Genomic DNA, 19,391 nt, shown 5'->3' with positions numbered 1-19,391 from the left:
GATCAGCGTCCGAATCGCACGCCGTAGCTCACACCCAGTGTTCCGCCCGCCTGACCATCCCCGCCTTGTGGCGCGGATTGGTAGCCGAAGGTCAGGGCCAATTCGTCATCTCCCAGCACTTCGACGCCGATCCCGGTGTTGATGCCGTAGTTGAAGGTTTGATCCAGCCATTGCCAGCCCGCCGTGACGTCCACCAGCCAGGTGTATTGCGGGCGAGTGCGCACCAGCGCGCCCGGTATACCGCGACGCCAGGAGCTGCCGACATAGAGTTGGCCGTAACGGCTTTGCAGCAGATCATCGGCCGTGACGACGGCCGGGGCGTCCGAGTTATCAACACTTTTCACCGGGCCGCCGTTGGCGCTGGACAGATAGTCCAGGGTGCGGTCCTTGACGTTGTTGTGCTGATAATCGACACCGCTGCGCACGGTCCAGTTAGGCCCGGCGAACTCCAGCGTGTGGTTGTATTCCATCTTCACTTCCTGGCCGTTGCCCAGGGCATCGCCGGCACGGGTGGAGAAGGATTTCTGCGCCACTTCCCAACTGATCTGATCGCGCGCCGTTAGCCCGTGACGACCAGCAACCCACACGCTGTCGTGTTGGCCGAAAGCGCGCATCAAGCCGCTGTCTTCGCTCTTGCGATTCCAGTCCAGGCCTGTCTCGATCTGGTCACTGACATCCAGTTGCCAGATCCGCGACAGGCCCAGGCCATTGCGGTTGTCGTCCTTGCGCTGACTGGTGTCGGCAAACAGTTTGTAGCTGCCGTCCTCGTCGAAACGCTGCAGGGTCAGGCCGGCGTTATTCTCGTCGCCCATGCGCGTTTCAATCAGTTGATCGCTGTTGTAAGTGCCCTGCTCCAGCTCAAGGTTGGCGTACCACTGATCGCCCAGGTTGTGCGCCACTTCAAGGCGCGGGCCGCTGAAGTCCAGGCCGCCGAAATCCTGTTGATGCCAGGACAGTTGCGCGCCTTGGGGCGTCAATTCCTGAATCTCCACGGCTTGGCGACGCAGTTGTTCACGAACGGCGGCCGGTTGATCGTCACCCAGTGCGGACTCGCTAAGGTCGAGGGCTTCGCCGTACCGGCCAAGCCGACTCAGGGCCTGCGCACGTTGCGCCGGGTTCAGGTCGTTGCTGGCCAACAGGGTTTCGACCTGTTGCTTGTTGCGGCTGCGCAGCGCTTGTTGAATCTCTTCATAACGCTCGACCTTCAAGCCCTGACTGCGCGCCCAATCCAACCACTGGTCTTTCTGTGATTCCTGGTTGGTCGCGTCGAGGCGCGCCAGCAACCGTTCGAACCACAACTGCAACATGGCCGGCGAACCGTCCTTCCACTGCGCGACTTCATGCGCCGCTTTGCCCGGCGAATAACTGCTGGCCATGAGGCGCAACCAGATCGCGTAACGCTGGGACGACGGCTTGATCTCTTCACCCTCGGGGCTGCGCAGCAACTTCAGGCGCAGACGCTGGGCCGCGTCGCGGTAACCGGCGCTTTCGAGGGCATCGGCATAGGCCGCACGCACCAGCCAATCCTTCGGGCTGGTCTTGAGGTACAGGCGATACCAGGCCAGGGCTTCGCTTTCACGCCCGAGCAACTGGCTGGCACTGGCGAACGGCAGCCACAGAATCCGGTCTTGCCGTGCCTGCGGACGCCATTCCGTCAGCAACGGTTTCAGCGCGGTGGTGTTGCCCTGATCGATGTAGAGCCACATCAGGCGTTCGCGAAACAGATTGTCATCCGGGAAGCGCGACAAGCCCAACTGGTACAAACGCTGCGCTTCTTCGGTTTGTCCCTGCTGCACCGCCAGGGCACCGCGAATCGCCAGCACCTGCGCCTGCTCGCTGGCGTCCGGGTATTGCTCGGCACTCTTTAGCAGGGCGGCGACTTGCGGCCAGTCCTGCAAGTCTTGCGCTTGCTGCAAGGCTTCGACCAGACGCAGCGGATCATGCAGGCGCTGCCAACTGCCGACCATCATGGTCAGCGAGCGTTGCGGATTGCTGGTGCGGTACATCGTGATCAGCTGACTTTCGTCCCCGCTGTTGAGCGAACCTCTTAGGGCGAGGAGTCTTTCCAGTGATGCTTGCAGTTCGTCGTCGAACTCCAGATCCCAGGCCAGCGAGGATCGCAGGCTCCAATATTCCTCATCGGTGATCTTGCGGTTATCGATCTGCACCACGTCCCACGCCGACTGATTATCAAACAGCTTCAGGTAGGTGTTGGCCCAATCGATACGCTCGGTGATGGTCAGGGCAAATCGTTTCGAGTAGCTCTTGTAGGTCTCGGCCTTGTGCGCGTACTGCCCGGTGTTTTCCAGGTTCTGCACCAGACGCGTCCACGCCAGGCGATGGGTCGGGTACTTGTTCAGGTAAGCGCGCAACCAGGCTTCGGCTTGCGTCGGTGTGCCGCGTGACTCGTGGCCGTAGATCAGCGCATCAAGTTCGACGTCGGTCAGCGCTCGCTGCTGCATGATTTCGGCGAGCAAAGGAATCGCCGTATCGAAGTCGTACTGCTGGCTCGCCAGACGCCAGGCGTGTTCACGGGTTTGCGGGTCTTCGTGCAGTTTCAGCAAGCGAATCCAGTAGGCCAGGGCAGCCTGACCATCGCCACGCCATTCGCCCAGATGGGCCATTTGCTCAAGCAAGGCCAAATCATCCGGATGTTCGGCCACGAGTTGCTCACCGCTTTCCCAGGCACCGGCCAGATCGCCGAGCGCCAGGCGCATGCCGAATTCTTTCCTGAGGATTTGCGGGTTGTCCGGTTGCAAAACGCGCCACTGATCAAGGAATCGCTGCGCCAGATCGAAACGCTGGCTGCCGACGGCGACATCGACGCCCTGCTCCAGCCACGCCGCATCATTTTGCGGGTCCTTGAGTTGGTCCAGTTCATCGGCGAGCACCTGAGCGGCCTGGTCACCGTGACCGGCGGCCAACAGGCTGTTGAAGGCCAGTTGTGCGTATTCACGACGCTCGGGTCCCTGACTGTCCTTTTTCAGTTGCAGATAAATCTCGGCAGCGCGATCAGGTTTTTCACCGGCCAGGTACCACTGCGCGGCGGACTTGAGCGACTCGATGCGCTGCGCCGGATCGCGCCCGGCGATTTCTTCATAGACGCTGGCGGCGAACGCCGGCGCCTGAAGGGTCAACGCCAGCTTGGCCAGGTTCTGCAATTGGGACAGCGGCAGCATGCTGTGATCGAAGCTTTGCAGGCGTTCGATCAAGGCTTTTTGAGCGACCGGATCGTCAGCCTTCGCCGCTTCCAGCGCATCCAGCTCCAACCGGTAATACGCCTGCAACCCGAGTTCCGGCTTCGGCCAATTCTCAAGGTGCTGACGCGCCTTGGCGTAGTCGCCGAGACGAATCAACAGGTCGACCAATTGCAGGCGCAAATGGTCGTCGTCCGGGTGCGCCGACAACAGCAATTCGGCGTAATTGGCCGACACCGCATCCGGCTCACGACCATCGGGCTGGAACACTTCTTCGCGCTGGAACGTCAGCCAAAGGATGCCACCGACCGCCACTGCCACCACCGCCAATGTCCACGGATTGAGCAGGCGGCTGCTTTTAGTTGCAGAAGAGCTGACCATGACTCACCTGCTTCATTGGTAATTGAAAAGTCCACAGGCCGGCGGATGCCTTGCCTGCAAAACGTTGTCCGTCCACTTCAACCCGGCACGTGCCCGAGGAGCGAACGGAGAAGGTCAGGTCGACCTGCCCGGCAAACGAAAAGTCCACCTGGTGCTCATCCACGTAACGCCAGTCCACCAGCGGCAAATTGGCGTCCTCCAGTGCCGGGCGCTCATCCCGATCAGGACGCAAAACAAGCAAAGCATGGTCGCTGCTCAAGGCCACATAACGGCCCTGCGGCAAGTCGCGAACACCAGCCACGCCTTGCGAACGCATCAGGTCCGGCCAGCCCATTTGCGGGTCGAGTCGCACGGTGCGCAGTGCGTCGAGCCCACGAATCTGCCAGGCACCATCGGCGGTCTTCGCCATGCTCACTTGATACAAACCGTGCAGGCGATCGAGGTAGTCGCTCATCCACAGCGACATCGGCTGTTGCGTCTTCATGTAGCCGTAGATTTCGTCCATGGCCTTGATCGAGGCCTGCTTGGTGCTCGAATAGAAGTGGTAATACAGGTGCAGGCCGCGCATGCGCCGCGGGCTGTCGGTGAGTTCAAAGGTGTCGATCACATCGCGGAAGCCGTAATACGGGCCCTTCCACAGGTTGGTGTAGAGGTTCTCGTTGATGATCGGCGCGTAGTACTGCAAACCGCCTTCGGTGGGGCGCAGCAACGGGTTCAAACCGGTCAGCGACGGATTGGCCTTGGTCATCATGGTTTCGGCGCCGTTGACGTTTTTCAGGCCGGCGTCGTAAGCCAGTTTGATGGTGGCGGCCGACGGCAACGCATCGCCCGGCCAGAACACCATCTTCACCGGTTTTTCCGGGGTGGTGAGGTGCTGGTTGATGTAATCGCGCGAACCAAAAATCTCGCGACGGAAATCGATTTTGTCGTAGCCCGGAATGGCCATTTTCAAGCCGTATTCCGGGTGGAAATTTTCCCGTTGCTTGGCCTGCTCAGGCTGCAGGAAAAATGGATGGCTGAAGGTATGCGTGGCGACTTCGACTTTCGGGTCGGCGAACAGCTCACGGGCAATCGGCTCCAGTTCACGGGCGAGAAACGGAAACATCCCGCGCGGCGAAATTTCACCTTCGATCACCGACACCGACGTCAGAAACGGATTGGGCCGAATGAAGTCGTCGAGCACCTGTTTGCCAGCGTAGGGCGTGCCGCGCACTTCAGCGCGTGACGGGAAACCATCACCATCGATGTGCACCGTGGCGATACGACGACCGTTTTCAGTGGTGGTGTCCGGGCGCGGTTGCGCCGGCAGGCGCAGGCTGGCTTGAAGGAACGCGAACGGGTCGAGAATCCAGCGGCTGCGCTCGTTGTTCGCTTCGAGAATGTACGGCGCAAGGGCCAGGCCGCCCCAGTCGGCGACGGCCACAGGCGCAAAGGTCTGGCCGTCAGCGGCGGTCAGCAGCAACGCGGCTTTCGGGCCTTTGGGCAGCAGGGAAATCGCGGTCAGGTCACGGGATCGGGGCTGCACCGGTGCTTCGAACGCTCCGATCAGCGCCTTGTCCTGATAGGTGATGCTCAGCGCTTGCGTACCGATCGGCGCCGCGCGGCTCAGGCCCAGACGCTTGAGCAGCAGCGTGTCCTGAATCGGCAGACCGGAAAAGAACACCACCGGGACTTGCTCGTCCAGGCGCTTGCCGATCCAGTTGTTGAACGCCGGGGCGTCCTGCGGCGGGCCGCTGGTCATCCAGGTGATGACGCCGGCGTACAAACCACTAAAGCGGTACTGCGGCAGGGTGTTGTCGACCGGCAGGTAATCCACGCGGTAGCCGAGGTATTCGAGCAAACCGCCGAGTAATGTGTGCCCGGCGTTGCGGATCAGGTCGCCTTCGCGTGGGTCGAAAAGCAGCGCGACCCGGCGCGGCTGGACTTCGATGTTGCTGATGCCCATCGAGTCCAGTTCAGGGGTGCCGATGTACGGAATGAAACCCTCTTCGCGCAGTCGCTTGGCCAGCTTGCGCGCTTCGTCGCGACGCTCCGGCGGCAAGTAGTCGATAGCCACCAGCGGGATGCCTTTGGCACGCAAGGGTTGCATCTGCGTTTCCAGCCAAGCGCGGTCGGCTTCAGGCACCGGGCGATAGCGCTTGGCGGTCGCATCCCAACCGGCGTGGATCGACTCAACCGCCACCGCAGCGGCCACACCATCAAGTTCGGGCAGGACTTCAAAGCCACGGTTGAAAAACAGCTTCAGTGTCGGCTGACGCTGATGCAATTCGCGCAGGAAACTGGCGAGCGCCAGACGTTGAGTTTCTCGCTCAGCCTCGGGTTGCAACTGGAAGCTGTCGAGGGTGTCGAGGAACAACCCGGCATAGCCTTCGGCCTGCAACGTCTTGGCGCGGCCGAACAAATGCTCACGCCACGCCGGCGCTGCCAGGTTCATCACCTGACTGTCCCAGGCGCCGTTGCGCACCGGGCTGACCGCGCCGGCGAGGTGGGCTTTATCGATGTCGGCCTTGTTGCCGGCAAACTCGCCAATCGACAGGTAAGCGAATGGCTGGCTGCCCAAATCACGCAGGCTTTTGACGTCGCCCTGGCGCATATGCCCAGGCTCAACCACCGACCAGTCGAACTGTGCGAGTTCCGGGATCGGCGGCTGATCTGCGTACCAAAATGTCACGCTGGAGGGCTGTGGCAAAGCGGCGGCCTGGGCAGCAGGGCCACTCACGATAAGCGCGATGGCAGCCAACAGCCGTTTGGCGGCCGAGCGGACACGCGTCCTGCGAAAAACGATTTCCATAACGCACTCTTGAGTGTGACTGAGTCGATGCTGATTGAACGTCGTGCCGAGTGACCGGCCGAGTTACAGGCTGCGGATTAACTGCGCCAAACCCTTGCCGATGGTGGTCGGCTCAGGGAGTTTGAAGCGCTCGAGCAGGCGACCGTTGTTGGCACGCGAGTGGCGAATGTCGCCTTGTCGTGGTGCGTGATGAATCACCTTCAACGGGGTGCCGACAACGGTCCCCAGTTCAGCGATCAGGTCGTTGAGACTGGTGGAACGGCTGAGCCCTACGTTGACCGCACCGGGTTTCGGTTCGTTCACTTCCAGTGCTTGCACAAGAATGCTCACCAGGTCTTGAACGTAAACGAAGTCGCGGGTCTGCCCACCGTCACCGAAAATCGCCACCGACTGCTCGGCCATGGCCAGCTTGGTGAAAATACTGATCACGCCGGAATACGGCGAAGACGGATCCTGGCGCGGGCCGAAGATGTTGAAGAAGCGGAAGATCATCGGTTCCAGGCCGTGCTCGCGGCGATAGAAATCCAGGTAGTACTCACCGGCCAGTTTGTCGGCGGCGTACGGCGTGAGCGGGGATTTCGGCGTGTCTTCGTGAATCGCCGTGCCTTCACCGTTGTTGCCGTAAATGGCCGCGCTGGACGCATACACCACACGCTTGATCCCGGCTTTCGACATGCTTTCGCAGACGTTCAGGGTGCTGACGAAGTTGCTTTGATGAGTGGCGACCGGATCGTCTACTGAAGCCTGCACCGAGGCGACCGCCGCCAGGTGAACGACAGCGCTGCAATCGCGCATGGCCTGTTCAACGACAGCACCATCCGCCGCATCACCGATGACCAGGTTCAGATTGGCATTGTCCATCGGCAGATTAGCCACTTTGCCGGTCGACAAATTATCCAGCACGCGAACCTTGTAGCCCTTGCCAAGCAACGCTTCAACAAGGTGCGACCCAATAAAACCCGCCCCGCCGGTGACCAGTATTCGCTCGACAAACATGACTTTCTCCCTGAATAGTTGAGCGGATACACGTGGTTAGGTCCGCCGCTTTTATGGCGCAAGGCCACCAAAACGCGGCCGATAATGGGAGTTCAGGAGGGCACTGTCAATAGTTTGTCTAAATAAGCACCATACCAAAATATAGTCATTTATTTGACGGCATTTATTAGATTCAAATTGTCATGTTATTGCCACTTTTGCCCGACAGACTCGTCTAAACCGGGCTTCTACGTCTGGTACAAACCCTCATCCGGCCGACATTCAAACTGCTTCTGTACTTCAATACTTATCGACACAAGCCACTGGACGATGACGACGGAATCGAGGCTGATCGCGACGATATACAAAGCGAATATTCGGGACGGATCAAGTCGATAATTAGCCGTTTGTGGTGCCGAATTGAGGCGCTGATCTATCCTTCGCTTCAGTGCTTTTCGGGAAAATAATCATGAACCGCTGGATTACCGTCGGTCTGTTTTCAGTGATCACTACTTTTGCGCAGGCCGCCTCGGAGGTCGAAACGCGCGTCGAGCAAGTTCCTTTTGATAAAGACCGCGATAGCGCCAGGTTCGACCAATCCATCAAAGGCTCGCTCACTGCGCAATACCGCGTCAGTGCGAAAGCAGGCCAGATACTGACCGTCGACCTCAACCCCTCCAACGCATCGGCCTACTTCAACATCGCCGCCAAAGGCCAGGACACCGTGCTGTTCAACGGCTCAATTATGGGCAATCACTTCATGGGTCCGTTGCCCGTTGATGGGGTATACACGGTTCAGGTGTACCTGATGCATAACGCTGCGCGGCGCAATGAAGTGGCCAACTACAACCTTTCTCTAAACCTCAGCCCCGCGACGGACAGCGGCCAACCGCTTGATCAGACGCTCGAACTGCAAGGCATACGTTTTCAGGTGAAAGGCGAATGGGTCGACGGGAACCCCGTGGTGCGCATTTCGCCGCAAGGGCTGGAAATCGACAACTCGGCTATCACTCGACCGCTCACGGGCAACATCGCCCACGCCGAAGTCGCCGATCTGGATCAGGATGGTTCGCCGGAGATTTACGTCTTCGCCAGAGCGCCGGGACGCGGCATGCCGGGGGAGTTGGTGGCGTATGCGGCTAACCATAAGAAGTCGCTGAGCGAGATTTACCTTCCGCCGGTTAATGAGAACGCGAAAGTGGCGGCGGGGTATCAGGGGGAAGATGAATTTGCGGTGGTGGAGAATGTGCTGGTGCGGCGGTTTCCGGTTTATGACAGTGCGGAGGCTGGGGCGGGGAGGACGGGGAAGATGCGGCAGGTTGAGTATCGGCTGGTGGCTGGGGAGGCTGGGTGGGTTTTGAAGGGGGGTGAAGGAATTGAGTACTGAAGTTCGTCCTGATGGTCCGCGCCCCAGTGACGGAGAGTGTCAGATTTTTTGTGTGCGAACCCTACCAACCAACTGTTCTCCGCTCCACCACTCTGGTTGTTGAATGAGCTCAGCGTCGGTCACACGCTGGAGAATTCGTACTAGGTCAAATGATCTGACCCCGTCTACATGCTCACTCAGACTTTCCGTCGTATTCGCCCACATAGGATCAAGCACGAAATCGATTCCTTTCATTCTGGCAAGCTTTGCGGCGGGCACAAAATCCGAGTCGCCCGCCATTAACACTATTACGTCGACTAGCTTTTCCAATGCAAGGACGGTGATGTCCATCCCAAGTTTGGTATCAACAATTTTCTGTTCAACTCTGTAATGAAAATCATCGTTTGTAAGATCGCACCACTCTCTCTGCCCATTGAGCAAAGCTTTAAGCGAATGGGTATTGAGTTGCCACTCACCATTTTTACCTAGTTCCCCCAACCGTAGTGCTGTCTTGCGACTGGCTTTTAGATGAGCATGCAAATTACGCCGAAGCAGATAGGGACTGTGGGTATTGAAGTTCAAATACCCCGATGTTTTATGCCCGTGCGGGATAACAGGCAAGCGAACCTGATTTGAAGGGGGAGGACAATCATAGAAGTAGATCCGATACAACTCTCGGCATGGTGATCGCTCATCCTCCAGATGATGCCGCGCTACTATCTTGATGATTTGCGCAAGTTGCTCAGCAGAAAGCATAAGGCTCCGACCAAAAAACTTTCGCGTAAAAAACATGACACGCTGGAAGAAAAATCCCCCGTCTATGAGGATGGCTGTTCGCTTCATTGGTTTTTCTCTAGGCGAAAAAAAGCCCAGGACTGCTGGGCAGATCTAACAATTGACTGCACGCTGTACTGGGCTGTTGGGAGAACTTTAGGCCGCTAGCCACTTCTCCGTCAACCGCCAGACTGCGTAGGAATTCAGCACAAAGGCAGTAGGTCTGTTTCAAGGAGTTTTTTGTAGGAACGTAGTCAGCGTCCTAGGAAACTTCCCGCAACTCGTATCGACTTTCATGAACTGGCGGAAGCGGTTCTGCGTCGATAGCCTTCAGATGTCGCTACAAAACAGCGATCGGCTTTGACAGGCTGAAAACCAGTAACTTTCACTCTTTCTGATAAAACGGCATGCTTACGCGTGTGCATTTTTTCATGGCGGTTGTGCGTGGGGCATCTTCGGATGCACCGGTTTCTGGTTTGCCGGTCTGTCAACCCGCGTACGGCTGCCACCCTTCCCTGTTTGACAGCAGGGGCGTGGCAGCTCCTTGAATAAACCGGAGATTCACCATGAAAAAACACAGCCCTAATCCACCGGATCCTGAAACAGAAACTGCCGATTTGTCGGCGCTCTCAAAAGCCACCGAACGCACCGTCAGCGCTCGCCTACGCAACCCACAACACACCGACCCCATCAGCCACGTCTTCACCCTCCTCCCCGACATCGACACACCCACCCTGCTCGCTCACGCTTGCGAAACCCTCGCCTCGCTCAACGTCATGACCACCGACCTCGCCTGTGAACTCGAAGGCTCGCGTCGGAACGTGGCACTGGCCATACAGCAGTTGAGCGTACTGGCTGAGCTGTTAGTCAACCGCGCGCTGGACAATCTCGATCCGCCTGACGGGCTGCCTGAGGTTCCGCCTACAGTCACTACTGCTTAGTCGCGTTCCTTTACCAATGGAGGGTTTTGTCATGGATAGATACATGCCGATCACTGGCATCGACTGCACCATCGCGTCGTTGCTGATCGACACCGAAGCACCGCTGGACGTACTGCACGAAACCGCGGCGTACCGTATCCGCACCGCGACTCAATTACTGGAAAGCATCGCGTTTGGCGAGGGTATTCACAGTGAACTGGCGCGGGTTTTAGTGACGTCGCTACGCGATGGTTGTGATTTGCTCGATGTCGTAGGCCGGCGATTGCAGACGCAAGTTTCGACGATCTAACGAAGCGGCCGCAACCTATCAACAAAAAAGCACCTGACGAGAACATCGCAGGTGCTTTTTTGGGTTCACTCCTGGCCTTCCTGCGAACGAATTAAAGGACAGGCTCCTCGGAAATTTCCTTCAAACCTTAACGACTCGGAGCTGATTGTGCCGTTCAGCCTTTAGACCTACGCTGGAACCCACAGAACGGCTGTTCGTCCGCGACCGGTTGCTTGGGATCACCCTTCCCACCAGAATCACCTCGCCGAATAACCTGATGACAAGGAGGCCACATTGCAAACCATCAAACTGCCTAGCCGCCTTGTCGGTATAGGCTTATACACACCGGCTGAAGCCTCGCTTTACACAGGAATTCCAGCTGCCGATATTCGCCGATGGCTATTCGGATATACCGCGCAGGGGGTTCAGTATCCAGAGATCTGGAAATCAGAACTGGCTGACTTGGATGAGGCCGCTCTAGGCTTTCATGACCTCCTGGAAATTCGCTTCGTCCATGCCTTCCGCCAGCACGGCATCAGCCTGCAGGCCATCCGCAGTGCCTCACAGCAAGCAAAAGAGTTGTTTGACCAAGCCTATCCATTTACCTGCAAACGCTTTCAAACCGACGGCCGAAGTATTTTCGCAACCGTGCTGAGTGAAACAGGGGATGAATCCCTTCTAGATTTGATAAAGCGTCAATACGCTTTTGAGCAAGTTATCAAGCCTTCTCTGTATGAAGGCATTGACTACACGGAATCAGAGGCCGCTCAGCGTTGGTATCCCGTCAAGCGCAGCAAAGCCATCGTTCTGGACCCTTCTCGGAACTTCGGCAAACCCGTTCTCACAACTGCCGGAATTGATACGGCGACAATTTTTAGCGCCTATCAGACAGAGGGCAACGACACCAAACGCGTAGCGCTGCTCTATGAAATCCCTACGGCAGCCGTTGAAGCGGCAGTGCACTTTGAGCAAAGGAATGCTGCTTGAATTTCTTACTGGATAACAACCTTCCTCCCGCTTTGGCCCGTGCATTAAACGAACTGACTAAAGTGGAAGGCCATTCGGTATTGCCACTGAGAGACAAATTCCCGCAAAACACCACCGACGTGGACTGGATCTCAGTGCTGAGCAATGAAGGCGGCTGGGCGGTCATCTCACAAGATAAATTTACGAAGGGCGATATAGAAAAACGGGCGTTTCGCGAATCCGGCCTACCCGTTTTCTGCTTGGCCAGGCATTGGGGAAATGAGTCCTATTGGAACAAAGCGCATAATCTGGTGCGTTGGTGGCCAGCAATCACGGCTCAAGCCAATCTGATTAGAGGCGGTGCCGCGTTCCGCGTGCCGTGGAAATTTCCTGCCCACGGGAAATTTGATCAGATAAAGATTTAACGTTCGCCATTCTCAGAGAGAAGGCATTTTCAATCGAAAAGCCCCTCTAGCTCTTCCAGTGTCGGCATCGCCGCCGGAATGACCGATAGCTCACTATCCAGCGCAGCTAAAACTCGCGCAAAAGCGATCATCCCAACGGTAAGAGTGCCCTTTTCTACCGCGATGACTTTTTGCCGTGTCAGCCCCGCGAGTTTGGCTAGTTGGACTTGCGTCAGGCCACGATTGATACGTTTTTGGCGTATTTGCGTACCCAGACGGGAAATGATCAGTGAATAGTCCATGTGCCGTTACCGTAACATTGGTGGGCCAACGTACCGTATACACAACATTCAAGCGACCCCAAATAGCTGACCTATCAAATTCGACCACTAATCCGCCTCATCACAACCCCCACCAATATCCCCAAAACAATCGCCCCTAACGGCACTGCCCCCACCCACGTCATCGTTGGAAACACCAACAATATCTGCGAATCATTCCCCCCAAGCATCATCGACGCCCCAATCCCCATCAGCACACCCGCCAGTAAATGCTTGCCCGCGGTCATCACGTCGAACCGCTGATAACGGAAGGTCCGGCGGTGCAGCGTGTAACTGAGCATCCCCAGCAACAGCACGACGAATACCGCCACGCGCCGACCGGTCAGGGAGCTATCCCCCGAATCCCAGAACATTTGCGAAACGTTGTAGATGAATACGCTCGGGGTCCACTGCGGTTCGAAGGTGTAGAGGGCGCTGGTCAGGGCGCCCAGCAGCATGCTGGACAGGACCAGGTGTTTGTCACCGTGAACGCGGATCAGCAATAGCAGCACCATCAGGACGATACCCAGGGTCAACCAGTAGTGGCGGCTGGTGATGGTCGGCATTTGCAGGATTTTGTGTTCGACGAGCATGTTCAGGCGATACCAGAGGACGATCCCCAGCACCCAGCCAAAAATGGTGAACGCTTTGTTCAGGTTGCCGCTGGCGAGTTTGGTGAGCGTGCCGACGCTGCAACCGTCATTGAGAACCGAGGCGAGACCAAACAACAGTCCGCCGCCTACCAGTGACAGGTAGCCGACTTCAGGAATGAATAGCGGCTGACTGACACCAAACAAGGCATAGAGCGGCGCCAGTAACAGGCCGAACAAACCGCATGTGATCAAAGACACAAACAACGTCGGTCGACGCCTGAGCAACAACCCCGTGGCATTGACCAGGCACATGCCCATGCGCTGGGACACCCAGCCGATCAGGAAGGCCAGCAGCAGCGATATCAGCAGTGAGAGCACAAATCTCCTTGTTGCCGGGTTGCGAGAGGGAACGAAGGCATGAAGGACAGATTAGTCGCTGCTCAATCACTTCGGATGAGCCAGCAAAAGCCCTTCTACACTCACCTCGATCTCACCCCATAACACCGACCCAAAAAGAGCCCACATGACCGACCTTAACGACCGCTTGAAGCAAGGCAAGGCTGCCCGCAAAAACTGCTCACGCAGTGCTCAAGCGTCCATGGGAAGAGTGACCCGTGATCCAATACCGCTGATCAAGCGGTCCAGCGAAGGCCGGGTCAAGTCGCTGGTCGAGTTGCGGTATGGGCGCATGCTCGTGTCGCCGTTTACCTTCTATCGCGGCAACGCCTTGCTGCAGGCTCACGACCTGGCTACGACATCCAACATGGGCCTGGTCTCGACGATCTGTGGCGATTGCCACCTAATGAACTTCGGCGGTTTCGCCACGCCCGAGCGCAATCTGTTGTTCAGCGTCAATGATTTCGACGAGGTTCACCCCGGACCCTGGGAATGGGATTTGAAACGTTTGGTGGCGAGTTTCATGGTGGCGGCCCGCGACCTGCGCCACGGCGAGACGGTGGAAGAAAACGTCTGCCTCCAGGTGGTCGGCGCCTATCAGGACACCCTGCTGGAGTGTGCTCAACAAAGCTCACTGGAAAACTGGTACGAGTCCATCACCTACGATGATTTGCTCAAACAGGCGAGCAAAAGCACGCTGGAGCATGTGGAGCGCGCCATCGAAAAAGCCGAACGGCGGACGCACGCCGAACTGCTGCCAAAAATCAGCGAACGTGATGCGAAAGGTCATCTGGTGATTCGCGATGACCTGCCGGAAATTTTCCACCTGCACAAAGACACCACACTGCTGGATGCCGACGATGACTGGCTGCGTCTTTCGGACTGGCGCCCGTTGTACAAAACATTCATGAGCGATTACCGCGCCACGCTACAAGCCGACCGTCGTGAGTTGCTGTCACGGTTTCACGTTCACGACATGGCCTTCAAAGTAGTGGGCGTGGGCAGTGTCGGCACGCGTTGCCTGGTGGCGTTGCTGACGGATGAACAGGAGTTCCCGCTGTTCCTGCAATTCAAGGAAGCGCGGCGTTCGGTGCTTGCCGATTATGTGAAGGTCAAATCACGTGTCCGGCATGACGGTCAGCGCGTGGTCGATGGTCAGCGCTTGATGCAGTCGGCCAGTGACCTGTTCCTTGGCTGGACCACCGGCCCCAGCGGTCGACACTTTTATGTGCGTCAGTTGCGCGACATGAAGATTTCAGCCGAGCTGGAAAACTTCGATGCCGAAGCCTTTGCGGCCTACGGACGCTTGTGTGGTCGCGCCCTCGCTCGCGCGCATGCCAAATCTTCCGGACACGCCTCGCAGATCAGCGGCTACATCGGCAAGAGCGATGCGGTGGCAGAGGCGCTGGTCAAGTATGCAAAAAGCTACACCGATCAGAATGACCGCGACTATGAACGATTCCAGCAAGCCTGCCGCAAAGGCCAGTTACGCGCGCGTTCAGAGGCGGACTTTGCGGCGGATCATTTGCCGTAGAGGCGCTGGCGCGCGGGCGCTCATCTACATGAACTTTTCTTCACCCCATCGCGCCCCAACAATCGGTACATTGCCCTCGCTCATTCAAGAAACTACGGTTTGCCCGCCCTCCCGCGGGCTTTTTTTTGCCTGCGAGAAAGGGCGCCAATGGGTTGGGTTTTCTAAAACTCAATTACTACGCGCCGTTCACATTTCGTTCAGCTCTCATTACCTATGATCGGCCTCCCTGCTCCCTGTCCGGTCATCGACGTCCATGTCCCGCCCCGCCGCTTCACTGCTTCTGCTTGCCGCTTTGCTGTTTTTCTTCGCGCTGGGCAATTACCAACTGCAAGGTTCCACCGAAGCCCGGGTAGCCGGGATCGCCATGGAAATGCACCTGGATAACGACTGGGTGACACCCCGTTTATTTGGCGAGCCGTTTCTGGAAAAACCCCCATTAAGTTTATGGCTCGATGCCGCTGCGATCCGCGCGCTCGGCGGCACACCGTGGGCAGTGCGACTGGCGTCGGCCTTCGCCGGGTTGTTCAGCGTGATGATTCTTTACGCGCTGCTCCGCAAGTTCGGCCGCCCCAAAGAAATCGCGTGGACGGCAGGCATCCTGCTCGCCACCATGGCCAGTTACTGGAGCAATGTGCGGGGCGTCGGCGAAGATGCATTGCTGGCGTTGGGCGTGAGCATGGCGTTGCTCGCGTTCTTTCAAGGCCAACGACAGTCGACGCTCGGCAACGCGTTGCTGTTTTGCACAGGGATTGCCATCGCAACCTTGAGCAAAGGCGTGCTGGGCCTGGCGATGCCGGGTGTGGTGATCTTCGCGTACCTGTTGGCCGACACGTTGATCGACAAGCGCCTGAACCTGGCGGCCTGGCTGCGCCCCGGACTGTTGACGCTGCTGGGGTTGGTGCCGCTGCTGATCTGGCTCGCCCTGCTTTATCAGCAAAGTGGTGCGCAGGCCGTGACGGATGTGCTGCTGACCAACAGTGTCGGACGCTTCAGCGGGTCGTTCGTCGAGGCCGGGCATTACGAACCGTTCTACTACTACCTGGCCAAGCTGCCACAAGCATTTTTGCCGTGGAACATTCTGGTGTACCTGGGGCTGTGGCATTTCCGCAAAAGCCTGGTGGCTAACCGTTACTTGCTGTTTTTCACGCTGTGGCTGGTGGCGCAGTTCGCCATGCTGACGTTGGCATCGAGCAAGCGCACTGTGTACCTGATGTCGATGACACCGGCCGCAGCGGTGATTGCGGCGGAATATGCGAGCGTGCTGTATGCAAAACTGAAGGACCGTGAAACCGCTACAACCCTGCTGGGTCGTATCGCACGGTATCGGCGTGGGGGGGTGATCGGCGTGTTCGCCGTGGTGATTGGCGGCTATCTGGCTGCCGCGCAGTGGGCGATGCCGCTGGCCGATCGCACGCTGTCCTTTGTGCCGCTGACTACGCAGATTCAGACGATGCAGGCCAACGGACAACAGGTCGCCCTGTTCCAGGCCAATGAGCGGATGGGCGGCGCCAGTGTGTTCTACAGCCAGCGCCGGCTCAAAGGCCTGGACACTGACGCGCAACTGCATGAGTTTCTCGCAGCGTCCGCGTCCAACGTCGCGGTCATGTCCGGTGATACCGAACCTGCCGCGCCGTTGAAAGTGCTCAAGACAATGAGGGTGGGGCGACAGGCTTACTACTTTGTGATCCTGTAACCACATCTACACTGGAACGCCCGGTCTTTTGCAGCACGGGCACGTCCAGCCTGGCCCGACCATAAAACGCCAGGGCCGTCAGCAAGCACGCCAGCCAGACGAAGATCCCGGCCCAGAAGGTGTGGGACATGTAGTGCCAGCCTTGCAGGACCCGCGTGGTGCCGTAGACAAAACCCAGCACCAACGAGAACCACAACACCGCTTTGGAAAAGCGCCACTGGTAACGACGGGCAACGAAGTACAGCGCGAGCATGGTGAAACCGCCCGACGCATGCCCACCCGGCCAGCAGCGACCGTCACCGGCTTCCCTGAACAGCTGGAAATTGTTGTACCACTCCATGTGGGCAATCTTGCCACCGTAGAGGGTCGTTTCAATCGGGCAGTACACGCTGGTGTGCGCCTTGAGGAAATGGATCACGCCGGTGCACACGGCAAACGCCACTACCACAAAGATAAAGTCACGGCGATGGTCGGCGGTAAACCGCAGCACCGGAGCGGCTTTGATCCGCTCCAGGAACTGACCGATACGCGGTCGCTTTTGTGGATTGACCAATGGCCAGACAAACGACAGCAACATGCCGATCAAGGCGATTTCAGCAGTCCAGTTCGGAATGATCCGTGCCCACTTGTGCGTGAGTTTCTCGAAGAGGTGAACCTTGTCGAGCGGGAAGGTCTGGGTGACCGGGTCAAAAAGAAGGTTGCTGAACCAGATGTCGATTTTGGTCATGTCGAACATCAGGAAAACCACGGCCGCGCAGGCTAGCGCAATACCGAAGTTCACCCAATAAAAGCGGTGGCGGGAAAAATTCAGCATTGTGTGTCCTGATCCAGAGAAAAAATCATTCGGTAGTTACCGTGTGCCAGTCGGAGGCTTCAATGAAACCCAACATGTGTGTCGTTTGCGGTGTTGGAGCGGAGATAAACAATGAAGCGCCGTAACCCAGGGTCGCGGTCGGCAACTTGAGGTCTTTTTCAAGTTGCGCCATGCACTCGCTGTGGGTCACCAGCACCAGATTGCGGCCCGCCACTTTGTGCGCCAGGGCATCACGCAACATAGTGCCCTTGCAACTGATTAGCCAGTCTTCACCGACCGCTGCCTTGCTGAACATGAAATTGGCAGTCTGCACAGTACGCAGGATCGGACTGTTGTAAACGTCCGCCTTGCTCATCCCGAGGCGCTGAAACTGCTCGCCGACACCGGCCGCAACACTGCGCGAACGCTCGGTGATGCCATCATCGCCCGCCAGGCAAGGGGCCGAAGAGTGATCGCAACGTTCGACATGGCGCACCAGCACGATCATGTCGCCCTTGGCCCATCCGTCCGTCATTGCCTTGGCACCCGCAACATTGCCATGGGCCAGGTCCGGCACCGCGGCGGGCTGCAACAGCCAGACCGTCAACGGAATCACCAGCAGTGCCGACACCAGCACCACCGCCGCATTGCGATAGCGGGCATAGCGGCTCAAATCGATTGAGCGTTTTATCCCGAGTAGATTCAGTCTCAATTCCACATCAAGCCGCCTCGCCGGCACGTACCGCGCTCATTAAATCCGCCGAGATTAAAGAGGCAAGCGTAGGCAGCGAGTGAAACGTATGTGAAAAAAAGCTTAAAAGCCGCGCAAAGTCTTGTTACAGATTGTGTCCTACAAAATCCTTTCAGCTCCCGCGAATGCGGCCGATACAGACCTGCTACCTACCTTGCTGGCTCCCAAAAACAACAATCTTCCAGCCAACCGACGATCAACAAGCGCAACGTTCCTGGAGGAATTGATGAATAGCTGGCTCGGCAATATCAGCGTGAACATGAAACTGGGCCTGGGATTCGGCCTGGTTTTGGCATTGACCTGCGTCCTGGCCCTGACCGGCTGGACCAGCCTGGGCAGCCTGATTGACCGCAGCAACTGGATGAGCGACATCACCCAGCTCAACGCCGGCCTGACCAAGCTGCGTGTGGTTCGCCTGCAATACATGCTGACCAACGGCGACGAAACCGCCGCGCAGAACGTACAGACCACCCTCGACGCCTTCTCGGCTCAGCAACAAGCGTTGCTGTCGACATTCAAGAGCCCGGAAAACCTCAAGCTACTCAAAGAGCAAGGCACCTTCATTGCGGCGTACCAGACCTCGCTGAACAAAATGCGCAGCGCCTACCGCACCGGCAACAGCGCCCGCGACACCATGGGCGCCAATGCTGAAACCGCCAACACACTGATCGAGGCCATCAGCAGCCGCGTGCAGCAAATGCCGTTGAGCGATCAGCACTTCGAACAATTCCAGGCCATTACCGCCGCCAAGGAAGCGTTCATCCTGGCCCGCTACGAAGTGCGCGGCTACACCGCCGCCCCCAACGCCGAGACCGAGCAAAAAGCCGTCGGCCAACTGGACGCGGCGATTGCCAGCCTCAAACCACTCAACGCGCAGTTCGCCGAGACTCAGCAAGACGCCTTGCGTCAGCTGGAAACCGCGCTGGTCAACTACCGCAGCGCCTTGCAGTCGTATAAAGCGGCCAACACCGAGGCGGTGCAGGCGCGCAAGGAAATGACCGACCAAGGCGCCGCCATCGTGACCCTGAGCGATCAGCTGTATCAGATCCAGCTCGACCGTCGCGACGCCGAAAGCGCCCAGGCCCGTACCCTGCAATTGATCAGCATCTTGCTCGCGTTGCTGGTCGGCGTGATTGCCGCCGTGATCATCACCCGTCAAATCACTGGCCCGATTCGCGACACCCTGGCCGTGGTTGAACGCATCGCGAGCGGCGACCTGTCCCATGACGTCAAAGTCACGCGCCGTGA

The 19,391-nt window shown here is 57.9% G+C and carries 15 protein-coding genes and 1 pseudogene; 8 read left to right on the top strand and 8 right to left on the bottom strand.

From position 1 onward, the window contains the following. Window positions 1–2 precede the first annotated feature (2 nt). The 3 genes from EAH78_RS00245 to EAH78_RS00235 all read right to left on the bottom strand — a co-directional run bounded on the left by EAH78_RS00245 (window position 3) and on the right by EAH78_RS00235 (window position 7,365). Window positions 3–3,578, bottom strand: a complete 3,576-nt coding sequence (locus EAH78_RS00245) for a tetratricopeptide repeat protein (RefSeq protein ID WP_140663953.1) — start codon at window positions 3,576–3,578, stop codon at window positions 3–5. Then, window positions 3,556–6,369 carry a bifunctional glycoside hydrolase 114/ polysaccharide deacetylase family protein gene (locus EAH78_RS00240; protein WP_140663949.1) on the bottom strand — a complete coding sequence of 938 codons (2,814 nt, stop codon included), beginning with the start codon at window positions 6,367–6,369 and terminating at the stop codon, window positions 3,556–3,558. The genes EAH78_RS00245 and EAH78_RS00240 overlap by 23 nt, the downstream gene beginning before the upstream one ends. A 63-nt stretch (window positions 6,370–6,432) precedes the next feature. Continuing rightward, entirely contained in the window at window positions 6,433–7,365 is a 933-nt protein-coding gene (locus EAH78_RS00235) for an NAD-dependent epimerase/dehydratase family protein (RefSeq protein ID WP_140663945.1), read from the bottom strand. A 448-nt stretch (window positions 7,366–7,813) separates the two neighbouring features. Here EAH78_RS00235 and EAH78_RS00230 point away from each other — a divergent pair, with 448 nt between their 5' ends. Beyond that, window positions 7,814–8,731 carry a hypothetical protein gene (locus tag EAH78_RS00230; RefSeq protein ID WP_140663942.1) on the top strand — a complete coding sequence of 306 codons (918 nt, stop codon included), beginning with the start codon at window positions 7,814–7,816 and terminating at the stop codon, window positions 8,729–8,731. 39 nt (window positions 8,732–8,770) lie between these two features. Here EAH78_RS00230 and EAH78_RS00225 read toward each other — a convergent pair whose 3' ends face one another. Next, window positions 8,771–9,553 carry an NYN domain-containing protein gene (locus EAH78_RS00225; protein ID WP_140663939.1) on the bottom strand — a complete coding sequence of 261 codons (783 nt, stop codon included), beginning with the start codon at window positions 9,551–9,553 and terminating at the stop codon, window positions 8,771–8,773. 497 nt (window positions 9,554–10,050) lie between these two features. On the opposite strand from EAH78_RS00225, the gene EAH78_RS00220 reads away from it, so the two are divergent. The 4 genes from EAH78_RS00220 to EAH78_RS00205 all read left to right on the top strand — a co-directional run bounded on the left by EAH78_RS00220 (window position 10,051) and on the right by EAH78_RS00205 (window position 12,084). Beyond that, window positions 10,051–10,425, top strand: a complete 375-nt coding sequence (locus EAH78_RS00220; protein ID WP_140663936.1) for a DUF6124 family protein — start codon at window positions 10,051–10,053, stop codon at window positions 10,423–10,425. Window positions 10,426–10,456: 31 nt separating this feature from the next. Then, complete coding sequence (locus EAH78_RS00215; protein ID WP_140663931.1) at window positions 10,457–10,714, top strand: hypothetical protein; 258 nt, start codon at window positions 10,457–10,459, stop codon at window positions 10,712–10,714. Between the two features lie 273 nt (window positions 10,715–10,987). After that, complete coding sequence (locus tag EAH78_RS00210) at window positions 10,988–11,680, top strand: DUF433 domain-containing protein (protein ID WP_140663926.1); 693 nt, start codon at window positions 10,988–10,990, stop codon at window positions 11,678–11,680. Continuing rightward, window positions 11,677–12,084 carry a hypothetical protein gene (locus EAH78_RS00205; RefSeq protein ID WP_140663923.1) on the top strand — a complete coding sequence of 136 codons (408 nt, stop codon included), beginning with the start codon at window positions 11,677–11,679 and terminating at the stop codon, window positions 12,082–12,084. Before EAH78_RS00210 ends, EAH78_RS00205 begins: the two co-directional genes overlap by 4 nt. 29 nt (window positions 12,085–12,113) lie before the next feature. Here the strand turns inward: EAH78_RS00205 and EAH78_RS00200 are convergent, their stop codons facing one another. Further along, complete coding sequence (locus EAH78_RS00200) at window positions 12,114–12,365, bottom strand: helix-turn-helix domain-containing protein (protein WP_140663920.1); 252 nt, start codon at window positions 12,363–12,365, stop codon at window positions 12,114–12,116. A gap of 74 nt (window positions 12,366–12,439) precedes the next feature. After that, window positions 12,440–13,354, bottom strand: a complete 915-nt coding sequence (locus EAH78_RS00195) for a YeeE/YedE thiosulfate transporter family protein (protein WP_140663917.1) — start codon at window positions 13,352–13,354, stop codon at window positions 12,440–12,442. 145 nt (window positions 13,355–13,499) lie between these two features. Here EAH78_RS00195 and EAH78_RS00190 point away from each other — a divergent pair, with 145 nt between their 5' ends. Both EAH78_RS00190 and EAH78_RS00185 read left to right on the top strand, forming a co-directional pair. Then, a complete protein-coding gene (locus tag EAH78_RS00190; RefSeq protein WP_140663914.1) occupies window positions 13,500–14,906 on the top strand; it encodes a DUF2252 domain-containing protein in 1,407 nt (468 codons plus the stop codon). Between the two features lie 253 nt (window positions 14,907–15,159). Beyond that, window positions 15,160–16,599, top strand: coding sequence for an ArnT family glycosyltransferase (locus tag EAH78_RS00185; protein WP_140663910.1), 1,440 nt, complete (start codon window positions 15,160–15,162; stop codon window positions 16,597–16,599). Here the strand turns inward: EAH78_RS00185 and EAH78_RS00180 are convergent. Beyond that, window positions 16,550–17,413 carry a phosphatase PAP2 family protein gene (locus EAH78_RS00180; RefSeq protein WP_140663907.1) on the bottom strand — a complete coding sequence of 288 codons (864 nt, stop codon included), beginning with the start codon at window positions 17,411–17,413 and terminating at the stop codon, window positions 16,550–16,552. The two genes, EAH78_RS00185 and EAH78_RS00180, sit on opposite strands and share 50 nt — an antisense overlap. A 25-nt stretch (window positions 17,414–17,438) precedes the next feature. Then, window positions 17,439–18,110: a histidine phosphatase family protein gene (locus EAH78_RS00175; RefSeq protein WP_140663905.1), complete on the bottom strand. Its 672-nt coding sequence runs from the start codon at window positions 18,108–18,110 to the stop codon at window positions 17,439–17,441. Window positions 18,111–18,369: 259 nt separating this feature from the next. On the opposite strand from EAH78_RS00175, the pseudogene EAH78_RS33200 reads away from it, so the two are divergent. Continuing rightward, window positions 18,370–19,383, top strand: a pseudogene (locus tag EAH78_RS33200) (methyl-accepting chemotaxis protein); the annotation flags it as partial. Window positions 19,384–19,391 lie beyond the last annotated feature (8 nt).

The sequence above is a fragment of the Pseudomonas arsenicoxydans genome (assembly GCF_006438915.1).
Taxonomy (GTDB): domain Bacteria; phylum Pseudomonadota; class Gammaproteobacteria; order Pseudomonadales; family Pseudomonadaceae; genus Aquipseudomonas; species Aquipseudomonas arsenicoxydans_A.
This window is presented reverse-complemented; position numbering and strand designations above follow the sequence as displayed.

Coding starts and splice junctions, on each gene's coding strand:
- EAH78_RS00245 (WP_140663953.1), bottom strand. CDS start 3,578: ATGGTCAGCTCTTCTGCAACTAAAAGCAGCCGCCTGCTCAATCCGTGG.
- EAH78_RS00240 (WP_140663949.1), bottom strand. CDS start 6,369: ATGGAAATCGTTTTTCGCAGGACGCGTGTCCGCTCGGCCGCCAAACGG.
- EAH78_RS00235 (WP_140663945.1), bottom strand. CDS start 7,365: ATGTTTGTCGAGCGAATACTGGTCACCGGCGGGGCGGGTTTTATTGGG.
- EAH78_RS00230 (WP_140663942.1), top strand. CDS start 7,814: ATGAACCGCTGGATTACCGTCGGTCTGTTTTCAGTGATCACTACTTTT.
- EAH78_RS00225 (WP_140663939.1), bottom strand. CDS start 9,553: ATGAAGCGAACAGCCATCCTCATAGACGGGGGATTTTTCTTCCAGCGT.
- EAH78_RS00220 (WP_140663936.1), top strand. CDS start 10,051: ATGAAAAAACACAGCCCTAATCCACCGGATCCTGAAACAGAAACTGCC.
- EAH78_RS00215 (WP_140663931.1), top strand. CDS start 10,457: ATGGATAGATACATGCCGATCACTGGCATCGACTGCACCATCGCGTCG.
- EAH78_RS00200 (WP_140663920.1), bottom strand. CDS start 12,365: ATGGACTATTCACTGATCATTTCCCGTCTGGGTACGCAAATACGCCAA.
- EAH78_RS00190 (WP_140663914.1), top strand. CDS start 13,500: ATGACCGACCTTAACGACCGCTTGAAGCAAGGCAAGGCTGCCCGCAAA.
- EAH78_RS00185 (WP_140663910.1), top strand. CDS start 15,160: ATGTCCCGCCCCGCCGCTTCACTGCTTCTGCTTGCCGCTTTGCTGTTT.
- EAH78_RS00180 (WP_140663907.1), bottom strand. CDS start 17,413: ATGCTGAATTTTTCCCGCCACCGCTTTTATTGGGTGAACTTCGGTATT.